At 67.8% G+C, this 14,472-nt stretch carries 13 protein-coding genes; 2 read left to right on the top strand and 11 right to left on the bottom strand.

Going from position 1 to position 14,472, the window contains the following annotated elements; genetic code table 11:
- Nucleotides 1-31: 31 nt before the first annotated feature.
- From CW359_RS42290 to CW359_RS42245, 10 genes are all read right to left on the bottom strand, one after another.
- Nucleotides 32-634 carry a hypothetical protein gene (locus CW359_RS42290; protein WP_105975578.1) on the bottom strand — a complete coding sequence of 201 codons (603 nt, stop codon included), beginning with the start codon at nt 632-634 and terminating at the stop codon, nt 32-34.
- Nucleotides 631-1,272 (bottom strand): hypothetical protein, encoded by a 642-nt coding sequence (locus CW359_RS42285; RefSeq protein ID WP_105975577.1) that lies wholly within the window; start codon nt 1,270-1,272, stop codon nt 631-633. Before CW359_RS42285 ends, CW359_RS42290 begins: the two co-directional genes overlap by 4 nt.
- Nucleotides 1,269-2,648 carry a hypothetical protein gene (locus tag CW359_RS42280; protein ID WP_157968742.1) on the bottom strand — a complete coding sequence of 460 codons (1,380 nt, stop codon included), beginning with the start codon at nt 2,646-2,648 and terminating at the stop codon, nt 1,269-1,271. The genes CW359_RS42285 and CW359_RS42280 overlap by 4 nt, the downstream gene beginning before the upstream one ends.
- Nucleotides 2,641-4,170: a putative T7SS-secreted protein gene (locus CW359_RS42275; protein WP_105975575.1), complete on the bottom strand. Its 1,530-nt coding sequence runs from the start codon at nt 4,168-4,170 to the stop codon at nt 2,641-2,643. The genes CW359_RS42280 and CW359_RS42275 overlap by 8 nt, the downstream gene beginning before the upstream one ends.
- Nucleotides 4,167-4,508: a hypothetical protein gene (locus CW359_RS42270; RefSeq protein WP_105975597.1), complete on the bottom strand. Its 342-nt coding sequence runs from the start codon at nt 4,506-4,508 to the stop codon at nt 4,167-4,169. The genes CW359_RS42275 and CW359_RS42270 overlap by 4 nt, the downstream gene beginning before the upstream one ends.
- A 152-nt stretch (nt 4,509-4,660) precedes the next feature.
- The gene (locus tag CW359_RS42265) at nt 4,661-5,203 is read right to left on the bottom strand and encodes a hypothetical protein (RefSeq protein WP_232838840.1); all 543 of its coding nucleotides are present in this window, start codon (nt 5,201-5,203) and stop codon (nt 4,661-4,663) included.
- Nucleotides 5,204-5,334: 131 nt separating this feature from the next.
- Nucleotides 5,335-6,009, bottom strand: coding sequence for a hypothetical protein (locus CW359_RS42260; protein WP_105975574.1), 675 nt, complete (start codon nt 6,007-6,009; stop codon nt 5,335-5,337).
- Nucleotides 5,993-6,649: a hypothetical protein gene (locus CW359_RS42255; RefSeq protein ID WP_105975573.1), complete on the bottom strand. Its 657-nt coding sequence runs from the start codon at nt 6,647-6,649 to the stop codon at nt 5,993-5,995. The genes CW359_RS42260 and CW359_RS42255 overlap by 17 nt, the downstream gene beginning before the upstream one ends.
- 27 nt (nt 6,650-6,676) lie before the next feature.
- Complete coding sequence (locus CW359_RS42250) at nt 6,677-7,972, bottom strand: putative T7SS-secreted protein (RefSeq protein WP_105975572.1); 1,296 nt, start codon at nt 7,970-7,972, stop codon at nt 6,677-6,679.
- Entirely contained in the window at nt 7,969-8,280 is a 312-nt protein-coding gene (locus CW359_RS42245) for a type VII secretion target (RefSeq protein WP_105975571.1), read from the bottom strand. Before CW359_RS42245 ends, CW359_RS42250 begins: the two co-directional genes overlap by 4 nt.
- Before the next feature lie 75 nt (nt 8,281-8,355).
- Between CW359_RS42245 and CW359_RS42240 the strand changes: the two genes are divergently transcribed.
- Nucleotides 8,356-9,066 (top strand): hypothetical protein, encoded by a 711-nt coding sequence (locus CW359_RS42240; protein ID WP_105975570.1) that lies wholly within the window; start codon nt 8,356-8,358, stop codon nt 9,064-9,066.
- A 179-nt stretch (nt 9,067-9,245) separates the two neighbouring features.
- Here the strand turns inward: CW359_RS42240 and CW359_RS42230 are convergent, their stop codons facing one another.
- Nucleotides 9,246-9,545 (bottom strand): WXG100 family type VII secretion target, encoded by a 300-nt coding sequence (locus CW359_RS42230; protein ID WP_164313606.1) that lies wholly within the window; start codon nt 9,543-9,545, stop codon nt 9,246-9,248.
- 278 nt (nt 9,546-9,823) lie between these two features.
- On the opposite strand from CW359_RS42230, the gene CW359_RS42225 reads away from it, so the two are divergent.
- A complete protein-coding gene (locus CW359_RS42225) occupies nt 9,824-14,407 on the top strand; it encodes an FtsK/SpoIIIE domain-containing protein (protein WP_105975568.1) in 4,584 nt (1,527 codons plus the stop codon).
- Nucleotides 14,408-14,472: the final 65 nt, after the last annotated feature.

Raw genomic sequence — 14,472 nt, 5'->3', positions numbered from 1 at the left:
CTTACTTGGAACAGACCCGTCGACGGTCGGTTCAGAACGCCACGGACAGCGTCTTGACCAGGTCGGCCGCCGCCTGCTCCATCTCGTCGGCGATTCCCGGGACGGTCCAGGACATGAGGAAGACCACCGCGCTCTCGGCACCGGTCGGCAGCACTCCGTACATGAGCGTCTCCAGCAGGACGCCCGGGTCGCCGGGTACGGCGCCGTCCGCGGCGAAGTTCTGCCGGATGCGGACCGCAGGTCCGATGGGCAGTCCCGTACGGGTGATCAGTGGCGGCCCGAAGTCATGGGCGCTGAAGGTCTCGGCCAGCCAGTCCAGGGTGATCCGGGGGACCGACGCGTCGGGGTGGACGAGGTCGATCTCCAGAGTGGCCAACGCGTTGTCGAAGCCGTCCGGGTAGAGGGCGAAGGCGTAGAAGGGGGCGCGGCGTCGGCTGTCCTCGGCCCGCCCTCGGAGATCCCTCTCCAGCTCCTGCCTGTCCAACTCGTGTCCCGCTGCCCTGTTCCGCTCCTGAAGATCGGCAGCCGTATCGCCGGCCCACCGCTTGACGTCGTCGGTCGGCTCGGTCGGCTCGATCGCGAGCGGAACCCAGTCCGTCGGGCAGACGATTCCGCATTCCCGCAGCTCACTCATGCCGCGTCCGTCCAGCTCAGAGATCCGGCGACCGCGTCGAAGAGGTCGACCATGGCGTCGGCGATCTGGACCAGTGGGGTGGAGAAGGTGAGGAGCAGGAGCGCCTCGGCCCCCGGTACCTGCACCTGGTAGTCCAGCGTTACGGACGGCAGCGCGTAGTCCGCTTCCTTCTGCGCCTCCGCTGTCGGCGGGCGGTCGCGAGCCGGGTCGTACTCCTCGCGGACTCGCAGGGCCGGCCCTGCCGCGAGCTCGACGACCGACACCTCCCGGCCGGCATTCCCTTCGGCAGCCAGTCGACCGGCGATGTCGTCCAGGGCCGGAAGACGCCCTCCCTGCGGAGGCAGACCCAACGCGATCAGCAGCGAGGCCGGAACCGTGAGCGGGCCTGCCTGCTGGAGGCTGAGGTACAGCTCGACGCCGCCTTCCTCGAAGGCCTTGGTCGCCTGGTCGATCAGTTCCTGTCTGACCTGCGCCTTGATCTGGGGCGCGTTGTCGATCCCGTTGAACTGCCTCTCGACGAGGGCGTCGACAGACCGATCGCGTCGTTCCGGGTCGATATGAACCCTGAACCAGCCTTCTGGGAGGAGTAGTTGGTAGTCCGCAGGTGGCGGGGGTTCACTCCGAGTCGTCAAGGTCATGACGTCTCCGAGACGCGGGGCGAGACATGGGGGCGGTCCTGGGTGACGCGGCTGGCAAGCTGGTTGGCGATAGCCGGGCCCAGCGTGCCGACAATGGTCAGAGCGGAGAAGACTCCCGCGACCTGAGCCGGCACCCTGTCGGAGAAGAGACCCCCCAGCAGGAGCGCGCTGAAGACGGGAAGCACGATCACCTCACTGCTTCCGACCACCGACTCGCCCCAACTGGTCGCACTGCGTGCGGCCTTGCCCTCCATCGGCGACAGCTTCCTTGCGTCGCTCGCGAGTTCATGGGCTCGATACCAGAGGTCCGGGCCGTCCTTGCTCCCCGTCTTGGACGCATACTTGAACTTCTCATCGGAGACCGGGAGTTCCAGGGCAGCCACCAGCTCCGACCAGCGTCGGTCACCGTCCGGGCCCGCGAACCACCACCGCCACGGCAACAGCACGCGTGCCTGCCGGTTGTCGTCACGCAGTTCCACGCCCAGGCGGGCACCTGTCTTCGCGTCTGTCAGCCGCACCAGTTGCGCGATGCCATGTGCTCCGCGCCGCGCGTACCACCGTTCCTCACCCACGGTGTTGGTCAGCACCACCTCGCCGGGCAGTACCCGCACAGCCGCGGTCTCCAAGAACCGGCGAGTCGCAACGGCGCCCGATTCAGGAGACGGGGCGATGACAACGGCATCGGCGAGTCGCGTGTCACGACGCCTGCGCCACCAGGCGAGAGCGCAGACAAGCGCATCGCTGCCGGGCACCAGGAAAAGTGCGCCCGCCGCCACGACCAGGCCCACACTGCCGATGCTGTCCACGCTGAAGGAGAGGACCAGGGTGATGAACCATCCTGCGATGCCGATACCTCGGGCCCAGCCGTTCCAGACGGGCACATCGGATTCGATCGCCGAGTCGTAGCGCCCCCCTCCGGGGCTGTCGATCACTTCTCGCCCCCAGGGCCGCGGGCTCTCCGACAGCGGAATTCCGAGACGGTCCGAGAGTTGCCTCAGTCCCGTACGGCCGAGGCAGTCCTGCGGACTCAGGTCCGCCGTCCCCAACTCCGTCGCCTCGGGAAGCCAGTGCGCGAGCGGAACCCGAAGCACATAGCGCCCTTCGGAATCCTGGAAGACAACAACTCCCCACCGTGTCGGAGGCCGCTTCATGGCGGTTCCCAGGACATTGACCGGCGGGAAGAAGACGGCTTTCCGGATCCCGCCTTCTCCAACGGGATACCGGCGTTCACGCCCGCGTCGATTGCGTACGACCAGACTTTTCCCGTCCGCATAGACGCGTGCGTTGCGTACGACGTCGAGGCCGGGGCCACGCATGCTCCTCGGCCGCAACACCGGCTCTCGTAGTGCCGTGCTGCTCTCCAACTGCTCAGCCATCACTTGTCGTCCACGCATCCTTGATCCCAGTCGCCGACCAGAGGCCGTCATCCAGTCCGTCGACGCCGAAGAGGCCAGCGGCCCCGCCCGTAATCGGACCCTTGTCCAAGGCGTCCGTGGACGAGGCTATGATCGTCGCTCCTTGCCAGATTCGTGTCTGCGCCTTGAAGACGTCGGACAGATCCGAAACCGCATCGGCAGACCGGACAGAGTCACCGATATCTCCGATGTCCTTCTTCAGAGATTCCAGCCCGGCATCGCCGACTTTGAAACGCATGCCCAGATTCCGCGCCTCGGACCAGGTGTCCGCCTTAAAAAGATCTCCAACATCCCTGAACACCTTGAGATCCTTGAAACTGTCGACCATTTCCTTACCAATAGCCTTGGGACTGAACGCCTCAGCCAGCCGCCCCGCGCCCGGGAACCACCCCTTGGGCGCATTGGCGATCGCTTCCGCACCCGCCTTGCCACGCAATGCGTCACCGCTCAGCCGGCGCGCTTCCTTCCACGCCGCTTGAACCGCCTTGTTGTACGCGGCAGTCCCCTTCTTCGCGGTCACCCCCACCATGGCATTGCGGAACGCAGCCGAGCGGGCGACCCCCTTCGCCCCGGCCGCGGCTCCTCGCGCCCCGGCAATGGCCCCCCGGCCGATGCCGAATGTGGCCAGCCCCACGACATCCAGCGCGACATCGAACCAACTCCCCTCCCCCGCGAGGGCCAGCGCGATGTGGCCGACCAGAGAGATGATCGTGGCGATCAGCGCGATCGTGCCGAGAACGGCGGCAAGCGCCTGTCCGACAATGGGAATCCAGCCGACCAGCAGGGACAGGGTTCCGCAAATAGTGGCAATCCAGCCAAGAACGTCCACCAGCTGTTTGATCCAGCCGGCATTGTCGTGCACCCAGTCCTTGAATTTGTCCCAGGCGCCGTCCTTCAGACCGTCGTTGTCGATCGCGGTCCGAATGGCCTCACGCGCACGCTTCACCGCGGCATCGCGGACATCCTTGGCCGCCTCAAGATCCCTCTTCGCCCGCTCCATCGCCGAAGTCGCCGCCTCCTGGCGCTTCTCCAGCTTCTTGCGTTCGGGGTCGTCGTCCGCCGTGTCCTTGGGCAGCCCGTCGATCGCGCCGGTGTTCGCCTTCTGGTCCGCGTCCGCGTCCTGGGCGTCACGAAGCGCCTTGTCCGCCATGGTCTGTGCGCGATGCAGCTCCGAGGCGTACTCCTTCGAGGAGCCGCCTTCCATCACCTTCTCACCGAGGGCGTCCGCCGCCGCGTCGTACCGCTTGAAAGCCTTACGCAGCTTCCCTTCGGCCTCTTCGGCCTGCCCACGGAACTCGTCGGCCGTTTTGCCCGTCCAGGCGGCGACAGACGAAAGCGCCTTGATCTCGTCCGCCTGCTTCTTGATCGCTTCCGCGGTCCTGCGCAAGTCGCGGCCGAGGCCTGCGACTTGCTCCGGATCGCCGGGGAGCGGGTCCGAGGGCTCCCCGATCACCGTCCATTCGCCGGTCCGAGGACGCGTCACTTCGCACCCCCGCTACCGCCAGTACCAGTACCAGTACCAGTGCCCTGCTTGTCCGTGCCGCGGAGAGCCTCTGCCAGCTGGTGATCGATGTCCTCGTAGGCCTGGGCCGCGGTGGAGAGAATCTTCGAGAGCTTCTCGATCTCGTCCGTGAGTCGCTCTCGATGGATCTTCCAGTTGTCGCCGAAGTCATCGAATGTCTCGACCAGACTCCGGTCACCCAGTACGTCGATACCGAGGCCGTCAGCCGGATTCGCGTTCCGGGAGAACTCCCGGTGGATCTTGGACAGCGATCGTGCGCTCTCCTTGATTCGCGTGATATCGGCAGTCTGATCCGACATGATCCCCCCATTGAGAAGCCTCACGGGACTCGACCGGAGCTGGCTTCCCGTATCCTCCGCGGCTGTGTCGGACGGATCTTTCAGCCGTCCGCATGAGCAAAGATCCTACCGATGGGACCGCTGGTTTCCAGCCCCACTGGTTTCCAGCCCCGTCACCCCACCCACCCCAAAGACCCCGCGATCGCATCGCACAACCGCCCCATCGGACCGTACATACCGGTGACCGGCGCCGAGAAGGAGAGCGTCAGGTAGCCCACCCCGCCGGGCATCCGGACATGGACGTCGAGCGTCGTGGCGCCGAGGACCCGTACGGCGGTGCCCGCCGGGAGGTCCGCCACCGACACCTCGGCCCGTGTGCGGCCCTCGGGCTGTCGCGCTTCGAGCCATGCCGCGAACTTCCGCGGATCAGCCGGTGTCTCGCCCATCGGCATCGACGACACCAGGAGCGAGGCCGGCAGGCTGCCGTCCTGGAGGGTCGTCAGGAGGTAGAACTCCAGGGCGCCGCGTGCCCGGCCGGCCTCCGCGGTGTTGCGCAGGGTGGTCCATACGTTCCGGGTCAGGTCCGCGGGGACAGGCCGGCCCGCCGCCTGGTGGTCCACGAAGGTCTTGAGCTGGGCCCGCCAGCGGTGTCGCGTGAGGTCGATACGGAACCACTCCCGCGGGACCAGCAGCCGGTAGTCCCGGGGGCGGCCCACCGGCGAGTTCCCCGAGAGGCCGTTCCCCGAAGGGCCGTTCCCCGGGAGGCCGTTCTCGGAAGGGCCTCTCCCCGAGAGGCCCCTTTCCGGTGCCGAGGCATCGGTGTCGGCCTCGGCCTCGGTCGGCTCCTTCACCCCGGCATCACCAGCAGGGCTCCCTGGTCGTCGAAGAAGCGCACGCTCTTCACGATGCCGGCGAACATGGCGGAGAAGACGTCCCAGCCTTCGATCGTCGGCGTACCCATCTCCAGCACCAGCACGGTCCCGTTGTCCAGCGGAACCTGGACCTGTATGAAAGAGGTCCATATCGGCTCGGCCCGGCCCGACTCCGTCAGGCTGCCGTCGACGCTGGCCGACCGGTTGCCGACGCAGGTCACCGCCGGTCCACAGGGCAGTCGTACTTCGCCGATCTGGCCCAGCTCCAGGTGGCGCATCGTGGACGCGATGAAGCCGACGGGATTCCGGCCGGCCCGCTCGTCCAGGTCCATGAGGCTGACGTTCACCGTCGCCGTGCAGCGCACGCCGTCGACCTCCGTCGTGACGAAACCGGCGTACTGAACGCCCGCCTCCACGAAATCGTCGTAGTTCGCGGCGCACATGGCGGCCCACTGCAGCTGCACCTCCTCGTCGGCACCGGGCAGTGTCCGCTTGGCCAAGTCGACCAGCTGGTCAGCGAGTTCGTCCAGGTCGTCCGCCTCGAAGGGCAGCTCGAAGAAACCCTCGGGCATGATCCAGCGAACCTCCACACCACCGCCTCCCGCGAGGCTGCGCCGGGCTTCGCCGACGGTGTCAGTGGTCGTCGCCATCCGAACCTTCCCTCCCAGAGTCGTTAGAACCACCAGCGCCACCAGCACCACCAGCAGAACTGGCAGAACCGCCAGACCCGTCGAACTGTTCGCGATCAGCCACCTCGGGCCGGAATTTCGCCGCGAAGGGGTAGGGGCCGTAGTGGGGGTAGAAGGCCGGGACCTCGGCTCCTCCCCGGCGGGCGATGTGCGCGATCTCCCGGTAACTCCGCGCGCGGGCCCGCAGGTTCTGCCGGACCGGGTCGCCCCAGACCGACAGCGCGCTTCGTACGAAGAAGAGGAACTGAACTCCTACGACGGCCACCGCGATCGCGAGGTAGACCGTGCGGGCGGTGGTGGTCTCCCAGTACTGCGCCACCCCGCCCCAGTAGACCCCCGCCGCGGAGCCCACCAGCGCCAAGGGCACTCCGTGCACGAAGCCCGCCCTGAACATGTCCTCCTCGTCGTCATGCCTTCGGCGCAGCAGCGCGAGCGTCGCTCGGTCGTCCAGGAAGTCGAACCGAAGGTCCAACCGGGCCTTCTCCGCGGCCTGTTTCGCCTCGGGTACGGCGGAGATCACCGAGCCGCCGACCAAGGTGACGACCTCACCGCCCCGGCGTCCGACGAACTCCCATTCGCCGAAGTTTTCGCTGTCGCTCATGACACCTGCCCTCCTGATCGCGCTTCTCTAGGCGGCCAGAGCCGCGTTGAACGACTTCGGCGAGACACTCGGGGCGGGCCCGGGCGTGGGCGACGGCGTGGGCGCGGGCGCCGGAGTGGTCGAGGGAGGTGCGCTCGGCGCGGGGCGCGGTGCGGGGGACGGAGCGGGTCCGGCGCTCCCGGGGGGTGCCTGGTACCCGGTCCTCTCGCCGTTCTCCCCGCTGAACATCCTGTGCAGGGCGCTCCCGAGACCTGCCCCCTTGATCACACCCGTGATCTTCTTGCCGTCGATCAACGCGTTGCGCGCCGTCCTGCCCAGGACCTTGTTGACCAGCTTGACGCTGACCCCGTTCAGGAAGTTGTGGCCGACCCCGTCGAGCGCGGTCGCATAGATCTTCGAGTTCCCGAATGCCTTCACCTTGGAAAGCCCCTTGAGGCCCTTGAGAACCTTGAACCCCTTCAGCGCACCGAGCCCGGGGAGCACTCCCAGCGCGTCGGCGCCCAGTTTCATCCAGTCGACCTTCCCGCCGCGCGCGGTCATGTCGTACGCATGCCCGGCGAGCGCAGCCGCACTGGCCAGTACGGCGAGGGTCGCGAATATCGGGACCAGGAACTGAAGCGGCGGAACGAAAGCACATATCACCGCAAGCACGGACAGCACGGCCGAGATGTTGGAGAACAGGTCCGCCCAATCCGCGAGGAAGTTCATGAAACCGCCCGGGTCCCGGACCGCGTCATGGTGCACGACATTCCTGATATGACGAGCGGCCTTGTCCCCCGCGTCGTCATAGATCTCCCTGGCCTCCTTCACCAGCTTCCGCGCGTCACCGATGCGATGAAGCGCGTCGTCGCGCTTCTTCTCCCAGCGCTCGTACTCGTCCTTCTCCGCGGCGGGAATGTTGTGGGTGGGATACTTGTCGGTGTACTTCTGCACCTCGCGCTCCGCGAGGTCGTGGTCGGCCTTGGCCTCGCGATAATCGCTCAGCGCCTTGTCCGCTTTTCGCTGCGCCCGGCGCATTTCGCCGGCGAACTCGTCCGAGCCGCCCTCGCGTACGTCCTCCCCGACGGCCTTGGCCGCCTCGTCGTAGCGTTCGAAGGACTTCTGCAGCTTGTCCGAGGTGTCGCCGGCTATCTCATGGAAGCCTCGGCCGGCCTCACTGTCCCAGCCCTCCACGGAAGCAAGCGCCTTGATGACCCGGGACTGCTCCTCGATCATCTCGGCCATCCTGCGCAACTTGCGCCCCAGTTCGGCCACTTCCTCGGGGTCGCCCGGCGTCGGGTCGTCATGCCACAGCGGCGGCCAGTCGGCATCCGTCCTGCTCACTTCGTCCCCTTGCCCTGCGCCTTGGCGTCCCGGATGGCCTCGGCCAGCTTGTGGTCGACCTCCTCGTACGCCTTGGCGGCGGTGGAGGTGAACTCGGCCAGTTGTTCAAGTTCCTTCATCAGTTTCTTCCTGGTCTTCTTCCAGGTGTCTCCGAATTCCGAGAAGGCGTCTTTCAGCCCACCGTGTCCGACCGCCTGGCCATACTCGTCGGCGGGATTACCGTTCCGCTCGAACTCGTCATGGATCTTGCCCAGGTCACGTGAACACTTTTTGATGGCGGCAAGATCCGCCTTTATATGGTCCCCCATGAGTACTAACTCCCAGTGGTTGATACGCTCTCGACGCACCGATCCTGTTTCCGCATCGGCAAGGAGAGTCGTGACGTGACCCGTAGGTCCAAGCAGCGCGTGACAGCGGACCGTCTCGGCATCCAGGCCGAGGCGGGCGACTGGTGCACGATCGACAAGATCCCGCAGCCCCCGGCGGAAGTACTCCAGGCCGCGGGCAACCCCAAGCTCCGCCCCGCCGGAATGCGCCCGCTGGGCATGGTCGGTGCGGTACTCGGCGCCCCTTTCATACCTGTCATCTCACTCTTCGAGCTTCTGGCCAGAATAGAAGCCGCGGTCATGCGCTCCCTTGACACCAAGGAAGAAAAGGAGCGATGGCAGGCCAAGAAGGAGGACGAAAAGCGCCGGGACGCCACCATCGCCCAACAAGGCCTCGACAAGGTCTTCGACGGGAACTGGAGCGCCGACGCAGGTCAGTTCCTGCTGCGCTGGTACGACCATTCCACCCACCACCAGCGACTGCTGCTGGCGACCCAGGAAGGGCTCGTCCTGGCGGCGCCGCCGCAGCGGGTCAGCGTGGGGCGGGAGAAGCACACGCAGATCGTCGCCCGCATCCCCGCCACCGAGGCGACCCTCGTCGACCCGTTCTCCGGGGAGTTCGAGACGAGAGCGCTGCTGATCCGCTTCCGTGACGGATCCTGGCTGCGGGTCGAGACGGAGGAACTCCGTAGCGAACTCCACATGTACGCGCTCCGGCATCCCCTCCCGGGCGGACACCTCCCGGACGGATCCCTCCCCGACAACTGACGTGGCCAGGACCGGAACCAGAACCGGAGCCGGAGCCGGGACCGGGACGAAGACCGGGCGCCGCCCGGTGCGTTCACAGCATGCGCGCTGTCGCACCAGGCGAGCGCCCCACAAACCGTCGCGTGTCAGCTGCCGTCACGTGCCAGTTGTCGTCGCGTGCCGGCTGCCGTCGCCGTCGGCTACCGCTTCGCCGACTTGGCCAGCTCCTCGTCGATCTGCTCGAACTTGTCCGCGGCCATGGTCAGGTAGTCACCCATGCCGTCCAGACCGTCCAGGGTGTCCTTCGCGCCGCGCGTGAACTCCTCGAAGTTCTCGTCGAATGCCTTCGACGAACTCTTCGTGACGTAGCCGGACTCGACCAGGTTCGCGATGTACTTGCGCAGGCCGTCCAGCTTCTCCTGGAGCTTTTCCTTCTCCTTCACGACATGCTTGGCCGCATCCCGCATGTCCTGATATGTGACGTCAAGGTCCTTGGCCATGAAGCCGCTCCCTCGTGAAGTGCCGCAGGGCCAACCCCCGTGGCTTCCCTGTTCCAACCGACTGAGGCAGCAGCTTACGGGTGTGGCGCGAGTGGCGACATCTCGGTTCTGGAACAAGGCGGATCAACGACAGGCCAACACCGTTCCGTCACCAATTCACCATAGGGAAGGGCCTGGTCCGCACCCGTTGCCCTTCTGTCACACCGAGCGGATATCGTCGCTTCCTACGGTGGCCTGCGTTGCGGAAGCGGCCACGGGGGCCGTTGGGGAGGACAACCGTGCGCCTGACTCTGACCGTCGTCGATCCGTTCGGCGGGGGCACCGCCGACGTCGTGCTCGACGCGGATCCCGAGTCCACCGTCGGGGACATCGCCCAGGAACTGGCCAAGCAGGTCGGCCACAGCGGCGCCCAGATCATCCCCCTCGGGCATCACGGACAGGTGCCCGCCAACAACTCCCCCCTTGTCTATGTCGATGGGTACGCCGTCGATCCGGCCGCCAATGTCGCCGGGTCGCCGTTGCGCGAAGGGGCCGTCGTCAGTCTGCAGGATCCCGCCGGCTGCCTGCCCGGCGAGCCGACCGGGCTCGTCGAGCTGCGGGTCGTCGGCGGACCCGTCGCCGGGTTCGTGCACCGGCTCGGGGTCGGGCGGTACGACATCGGCAGCGGGCCCGCCTCCTACCTCAGGATCGACGATCCCGAGGTCGACGCCCGCGCCCTCACGTTGTCAGTTGCAACCGATGGCACCTGCCAGGTCGCCGTCCACGGGGACAAGGAGAGCGTCACTCTCGACGGCAAGGCGATCGCCGACACCGAAGGGGACTCCTGGCCCCTCGGCGGGCAGATCTCCATCGGCAACTCCCTTGTCGAACTCGCCCGTTACACCCCGCCCAACGCCGCCCTCAAGTGGTCCGAAGACGGCGTCGGCCTCGACTACAACCGGCCGCCCCGCCTGCGCTCCCCCGACCGCCAGACCAAGTTCCGGCTGCCGTCGCCGCCGCGCGACTTCGAGGCCCGGCCGCTGCCCTGGCTGATGGCGCTCACCCCGCTCGTGGGCGCGATCGTGGCCGTGGCGATCTTCGGGCGCTGGTACTACCTGATCATGGCGGGCCTCAGCCCGATCATGCTCTTCGCCAACTACTTCATGGACAAGAAGCACGGGCGCAAGTCCCATGCCAAGCAGGTCAAGGAGTACAAGGAGCAGAAGGCGCGGATCGAGAAGGACGCCCAGGACGCCCTGCTGGCGGAGCGGCAGGACCGGCGGCACGCCATTCCCGACCCGGCCACCGTCCTCTCCCTCGGCACCGGGCCCCGTACGCGGCTGTGGGAGCGGCGGCGTACCGACCGCGACCATCTCCTACTGCGCGTCGGGACCGGGCAGTTGCCCTCCGAGGTCGTCCTCGACGACCCCGAGCAGGACGAGCACCGGCGCCAGGTGACCTGGAAGATCGAGGACGCGCCCGTCGCGCTGTCCCTGCGGTCGCTCGGGGTGATCGGCATGGCCGGGCCCGGCGATTCCGCCCGTGCGCTCGGGCGGTGGGCCATCGCCCAGACCGCCGCGCTCCAGAGCCCCATGGACGTGCAGTTCTATGTGCTGAGCGAGAGTACGGCGCAGGAGAGCTGGGACTGGGTGAGGTGGCTGCCGCACACTCGGCCGTCCGGCGGGCAGGACGTCAACGTCCTCATCGGGACCGACGCCGAGACCGTCGGCGCGCGGATCGGTGAGCTGACGCAGATCCTCGACGCGCGCAAGAAGGCCCTTGAGCAGAACAAGGGGCAGCGGGCGTCGTTCAGCGACCCGGACATCGTCGTCGTATGGGACGGGTCTCGGCGGCTGCGGTCGCTGCCCGGTGTGGTGAAGCTGCTGCGCGAGGGGCCGGACGTGGCGATGTACGCCCTCTGCCTCGACGCCGAGGAGCGGTTCCTGCCCGGTGAGTGCCAGGCCTTCGTCGTCGCCGAGCCCAAGGCCGAGGAACACGCCGACCCGGCGTACCAGACACAGCAGGCCCAGCAGACTCCGTCCCAACCGCAGGCTGTCGCGGGCGGGTTCCCCTCCTTCCACGCCTGGCACAACGCCGGTGCCGAGACCGATCAGCGCGCCCGGACCGACAAGCTGCGGCTGCGCGTCGAGGAGGAGAGCGCGGAGCGACTGGCCGACGTACGGCCCGACTTCGTCTCCGCCGCCTGGTGTCTGCGGCTGGCCCGTTCCCTCTCCGCGCTCCGCGACATCAGCGGCGAGACCGAGGACTCGGCACTGCCCGGCGCCAGTCGGCTGCTGGACGTACTGCAGTTGGAGCCGCCGACGCCCGACGCGATCTCCGCGCGCTGGCGGATGGGCGGGCAGTCGACGATGGCGGTCATCGGGGAGTCGTACGACGGTCCCTTCGGCATCGACATCCGCAAGGACGGGCCGCACGGACTCATCGCGGGTACGACCGGTTCCGGCAAGTCGGAGCTGCTGCAGACGATCGTGGCCGCGCTGGCCGTCGCCAACACCCCCGAGAACATGACGTTCGTGCTGGTGGACTACAAGGGCGGCGCCGCCTTCAAGGACTGTGTCCATCTCCCGCACACCGTCGGCATGGTGACCGACCTCGACGCCCATCTCGTCGAACGCGCCCTGGAATCCCTCGGCGCCGAACTCCACCGCCGCGAGCACATCCTGGCCGCGGCCGACGCCAAGGACATCGAGGACTACCAGGACCTGGTGCGCAGGGACCCCTCCCACGCGCCCGTGCCCCGACTCCTCATCGTCATCGACGAGTTCGCCTCGATGGTGCGTGACCTGCCCGACTTCGTCACGGGTCTCGTCAACATCGCCCAGCGAGGCCGTTCCCTCGGCATCCACCTGCTGCTGGCCACCCAGCGACCGTCGGGTGTCGTGTCGCCGGAGATCCGCGCCAACACCAACCTCCGTATCGCGCTGCGAGTGACGGACGGCGGTGAGTCGTCGGATGTCATCGACTCACCGGAAGCCGGGCACATCTCCAAGAACACGCCCGGCCGCGCGTACGTCCGCCTCGGCCACGCCTCCCTGGTCCCCTTCCAGTCCGGACGCGTCGGTGGACGCCGCCCCGGCGCGGCGGACCCCGCCGTCCTGATGCCCTGGTCGGGGCCGCTGGCCTGGGAGGACCTGGGCCGGGCCGCGCTGAGGAAGCCCAAGGTCGAGGCGCGGGAGGAAGAGGAGATCACCGACCTCAAGGTGCTCGTCGACGCCGTGCGCGACGCCAACCGGTCGCTCGGTATCCCGCCCCAGCACAGCCCCTGGCTGCCCGCGCTCTCCGAGACGCTCCTGCTCGACGAGATCGAGGTCCCGGCCTTCGCCGACCACGGCACGGGCAAACTCGCGCCGGTCCCGTACGGCATCGAGGACCTGCCGGCCGCCCAGGCCCGCCGCCCGGTCGTCATCGACTTCGCCACCTTCGGCCATCTGATGATCGGCGGCGCCCCGCGCAGCGGTCGTTCGCAGATTCTCCGTACGATCGCTGCCTCCCTGGCCCGTACGCACTCCGCCGCCGACGTCCACCTGTACGGCATCGACTGCGGCAACGGCGCGCTCAACGCGCTGACGCGGCTGCCGCACTGCGGGGCTGTCGTCAGCCGGAACCAGACGGAGCGGGTGATCCGGCTGGTCAACCGGCTGAAGGGGGAAATGGGGCGCAGGCAGGACCTGTTGGCGGAGAAGGGGTTCGCGGACATCGGCGAGCAGCGGGCCGCGTCGGCGGAGCAGGAGCGACTGCCGCACGTCGTAGTGCTGTTGGACCGCTGGGAGGGCTGGGTCCCGACCCTCGGCGAGGTGGACCACGGTTCGCTGACCGACGAGTTGACGACGATGATGCGTGAGGGCGCGAGCGTAGGCATCCACCTGGTCCTGACCGGTGACCGCACCCTCCTCGTCGGCAGGATCGCGACGCTCACCGAGGACAAGTACGGGCTGCGGCTCGCCGATCGCAGCGACTTCTCGACGCTGGGCATTCCGCACCGGAAGGTCCCGGAGGAGATCCCGCCGGGCCGTGGCTACAAGAACGAGTCCGGCATCGAGACGCAGTTCGCGCTGCTTGCGGAGGACACGACCGGGCAGGGGCAGGCGGCGGCGATCACTGCGATCGGCGAGGCGGCTGCGGCCCGGGACGCCCAACTCCCGCGCTCCCGGCGCCCGTTCCGCGTCGACAGCCTCCCCTCCCGGATCTCGTTCACGGACGCGTGGGGGATGCGCGACCCGGAGACGTCCGGCTCCCGCCTCTGGGGCCTGGTCGGCATCGGCGGCGACGACATCACGGGCTTCGGCCCCGACCTCGCGACGGGCGTACCGACGTTCGTCGTCGCGGGACCGGCGAAGTCGGGCCGTTCGACGGTGCTGATGAACTTCGCGCAGTCGTATCTGTCCCAGGGCGTACGACTGGTCATCGCGGCCCCACGCCAGTCGCCGCTGCGCCAACTGGAGGGCGCGGAAGGGGTGTTGAAGCTGTACACCGGCGACGACATCGACGAGGACGACTTCGAGGAGATCATCGACCAGGCGTCCCTGGAGGAGCCGATCGTCGTCCTGATCGACGACGGGGAGATCCTGGAGGACTGCGACGCGGCAAGCCAGATGAAGAAGATCGTGTCGCGGGGGGCGGAGCGGGGGCTCGGGCTGGTCATCGCTGGTGACGAGGAGGATGTCTGCAGCGGGTTCAGTGGGTGGCAGGTCGACGCGAAGAAGGGGAGGCGGGGGGTTCTGCTGTCCCCGCAGGAGTCTTCGAGCGGGGATCTGATCGGGGTGCGCATCAACCGGAGCATGGTGGGTGGGCAGGTCGCGCCCGGCAAGGGGATGTTGCATCTGGGGGACGGGGAGTTGCGGACGGTCGTCATTCCGGGCTGAGTGGGGGGGTGGGGGGCGGTCGGATTTTCGCCCCCGCCGCCCCTACCCGTCCCATCCCCGGGGGC

The organism is Streptomyces geranii, from assembly GCF_002954775.1.
GTDB classification, from domain to species: Bacteria; Actinomycetota; Actinomycetes; order Streptomycetales; family Streptomycetaceae; genus Streptomyces; species Streptomyces geranii.
The sequence above is the reverse complement of the archived record's forward strand: the minus strand, read 5'-3'. Positions and strand labels throughout refer to the sequence as shown.

Bases quoted from the DNA above. Each gene is read 5' to 3' on its own strand.
- CW359_RS42290 (WP_105975578.1), bottom strand. From the start codon at position 634: ATGAGTGAGCTGCGGGAATGCGGAATCGTCTGCCCGACGGACTGGGTT.
- CW359_RS42285 (WP_105975577.1), bottom strand. From the start codon at position 1,272: ATGACCTTGACGACTCGGAGTGAACCCCCGCCACCTGCGGACTACCAA.
- CW359_RS42280 (WP_157968742.1), bottom strand. From the start codon at position 2,648: ATGGCTGAGCAGTTGGAGAGCAGCACGGCACTACGAGAGCCGGTGTTG.
- CW359_RS42270 (WP_105975597.1), bottom strand. From the start codon at position 4,508: ATGTCGGATCAGACTGCCGATATCACGCGAATCAAGGAGAGCGCACGA.
- CW359_RS42260 (WP_105975574.1), bottom strand. From the start codon at position 6,009: ATGGCGACGACCACTGACACCGTCGGCGAAGCCCGGCGCAGCCTCGCG.
- CW359_RS42255 (WP_105975573.1), bottom strand. From the start codon at position 6,649: ATGAGCGACAGCGAAAACTTCGGCGAATGGGAGTTCGTCGGACGCCGG.
- CW359_RS42245 (WP_105975571.1), bottom strand. From the start codon at position 8,280: ATGGGGGACCATATAAAGGCGGATCTTGCCGCCATCAAAAAGTGTTCA.
- CW359_RS42230 (WP_164313606.1), bottom strand. From the start codon at position 9,545: ATGGCCAAGGACCTTGACGTCACATATCAGGACATGCGGGATGCGGCC.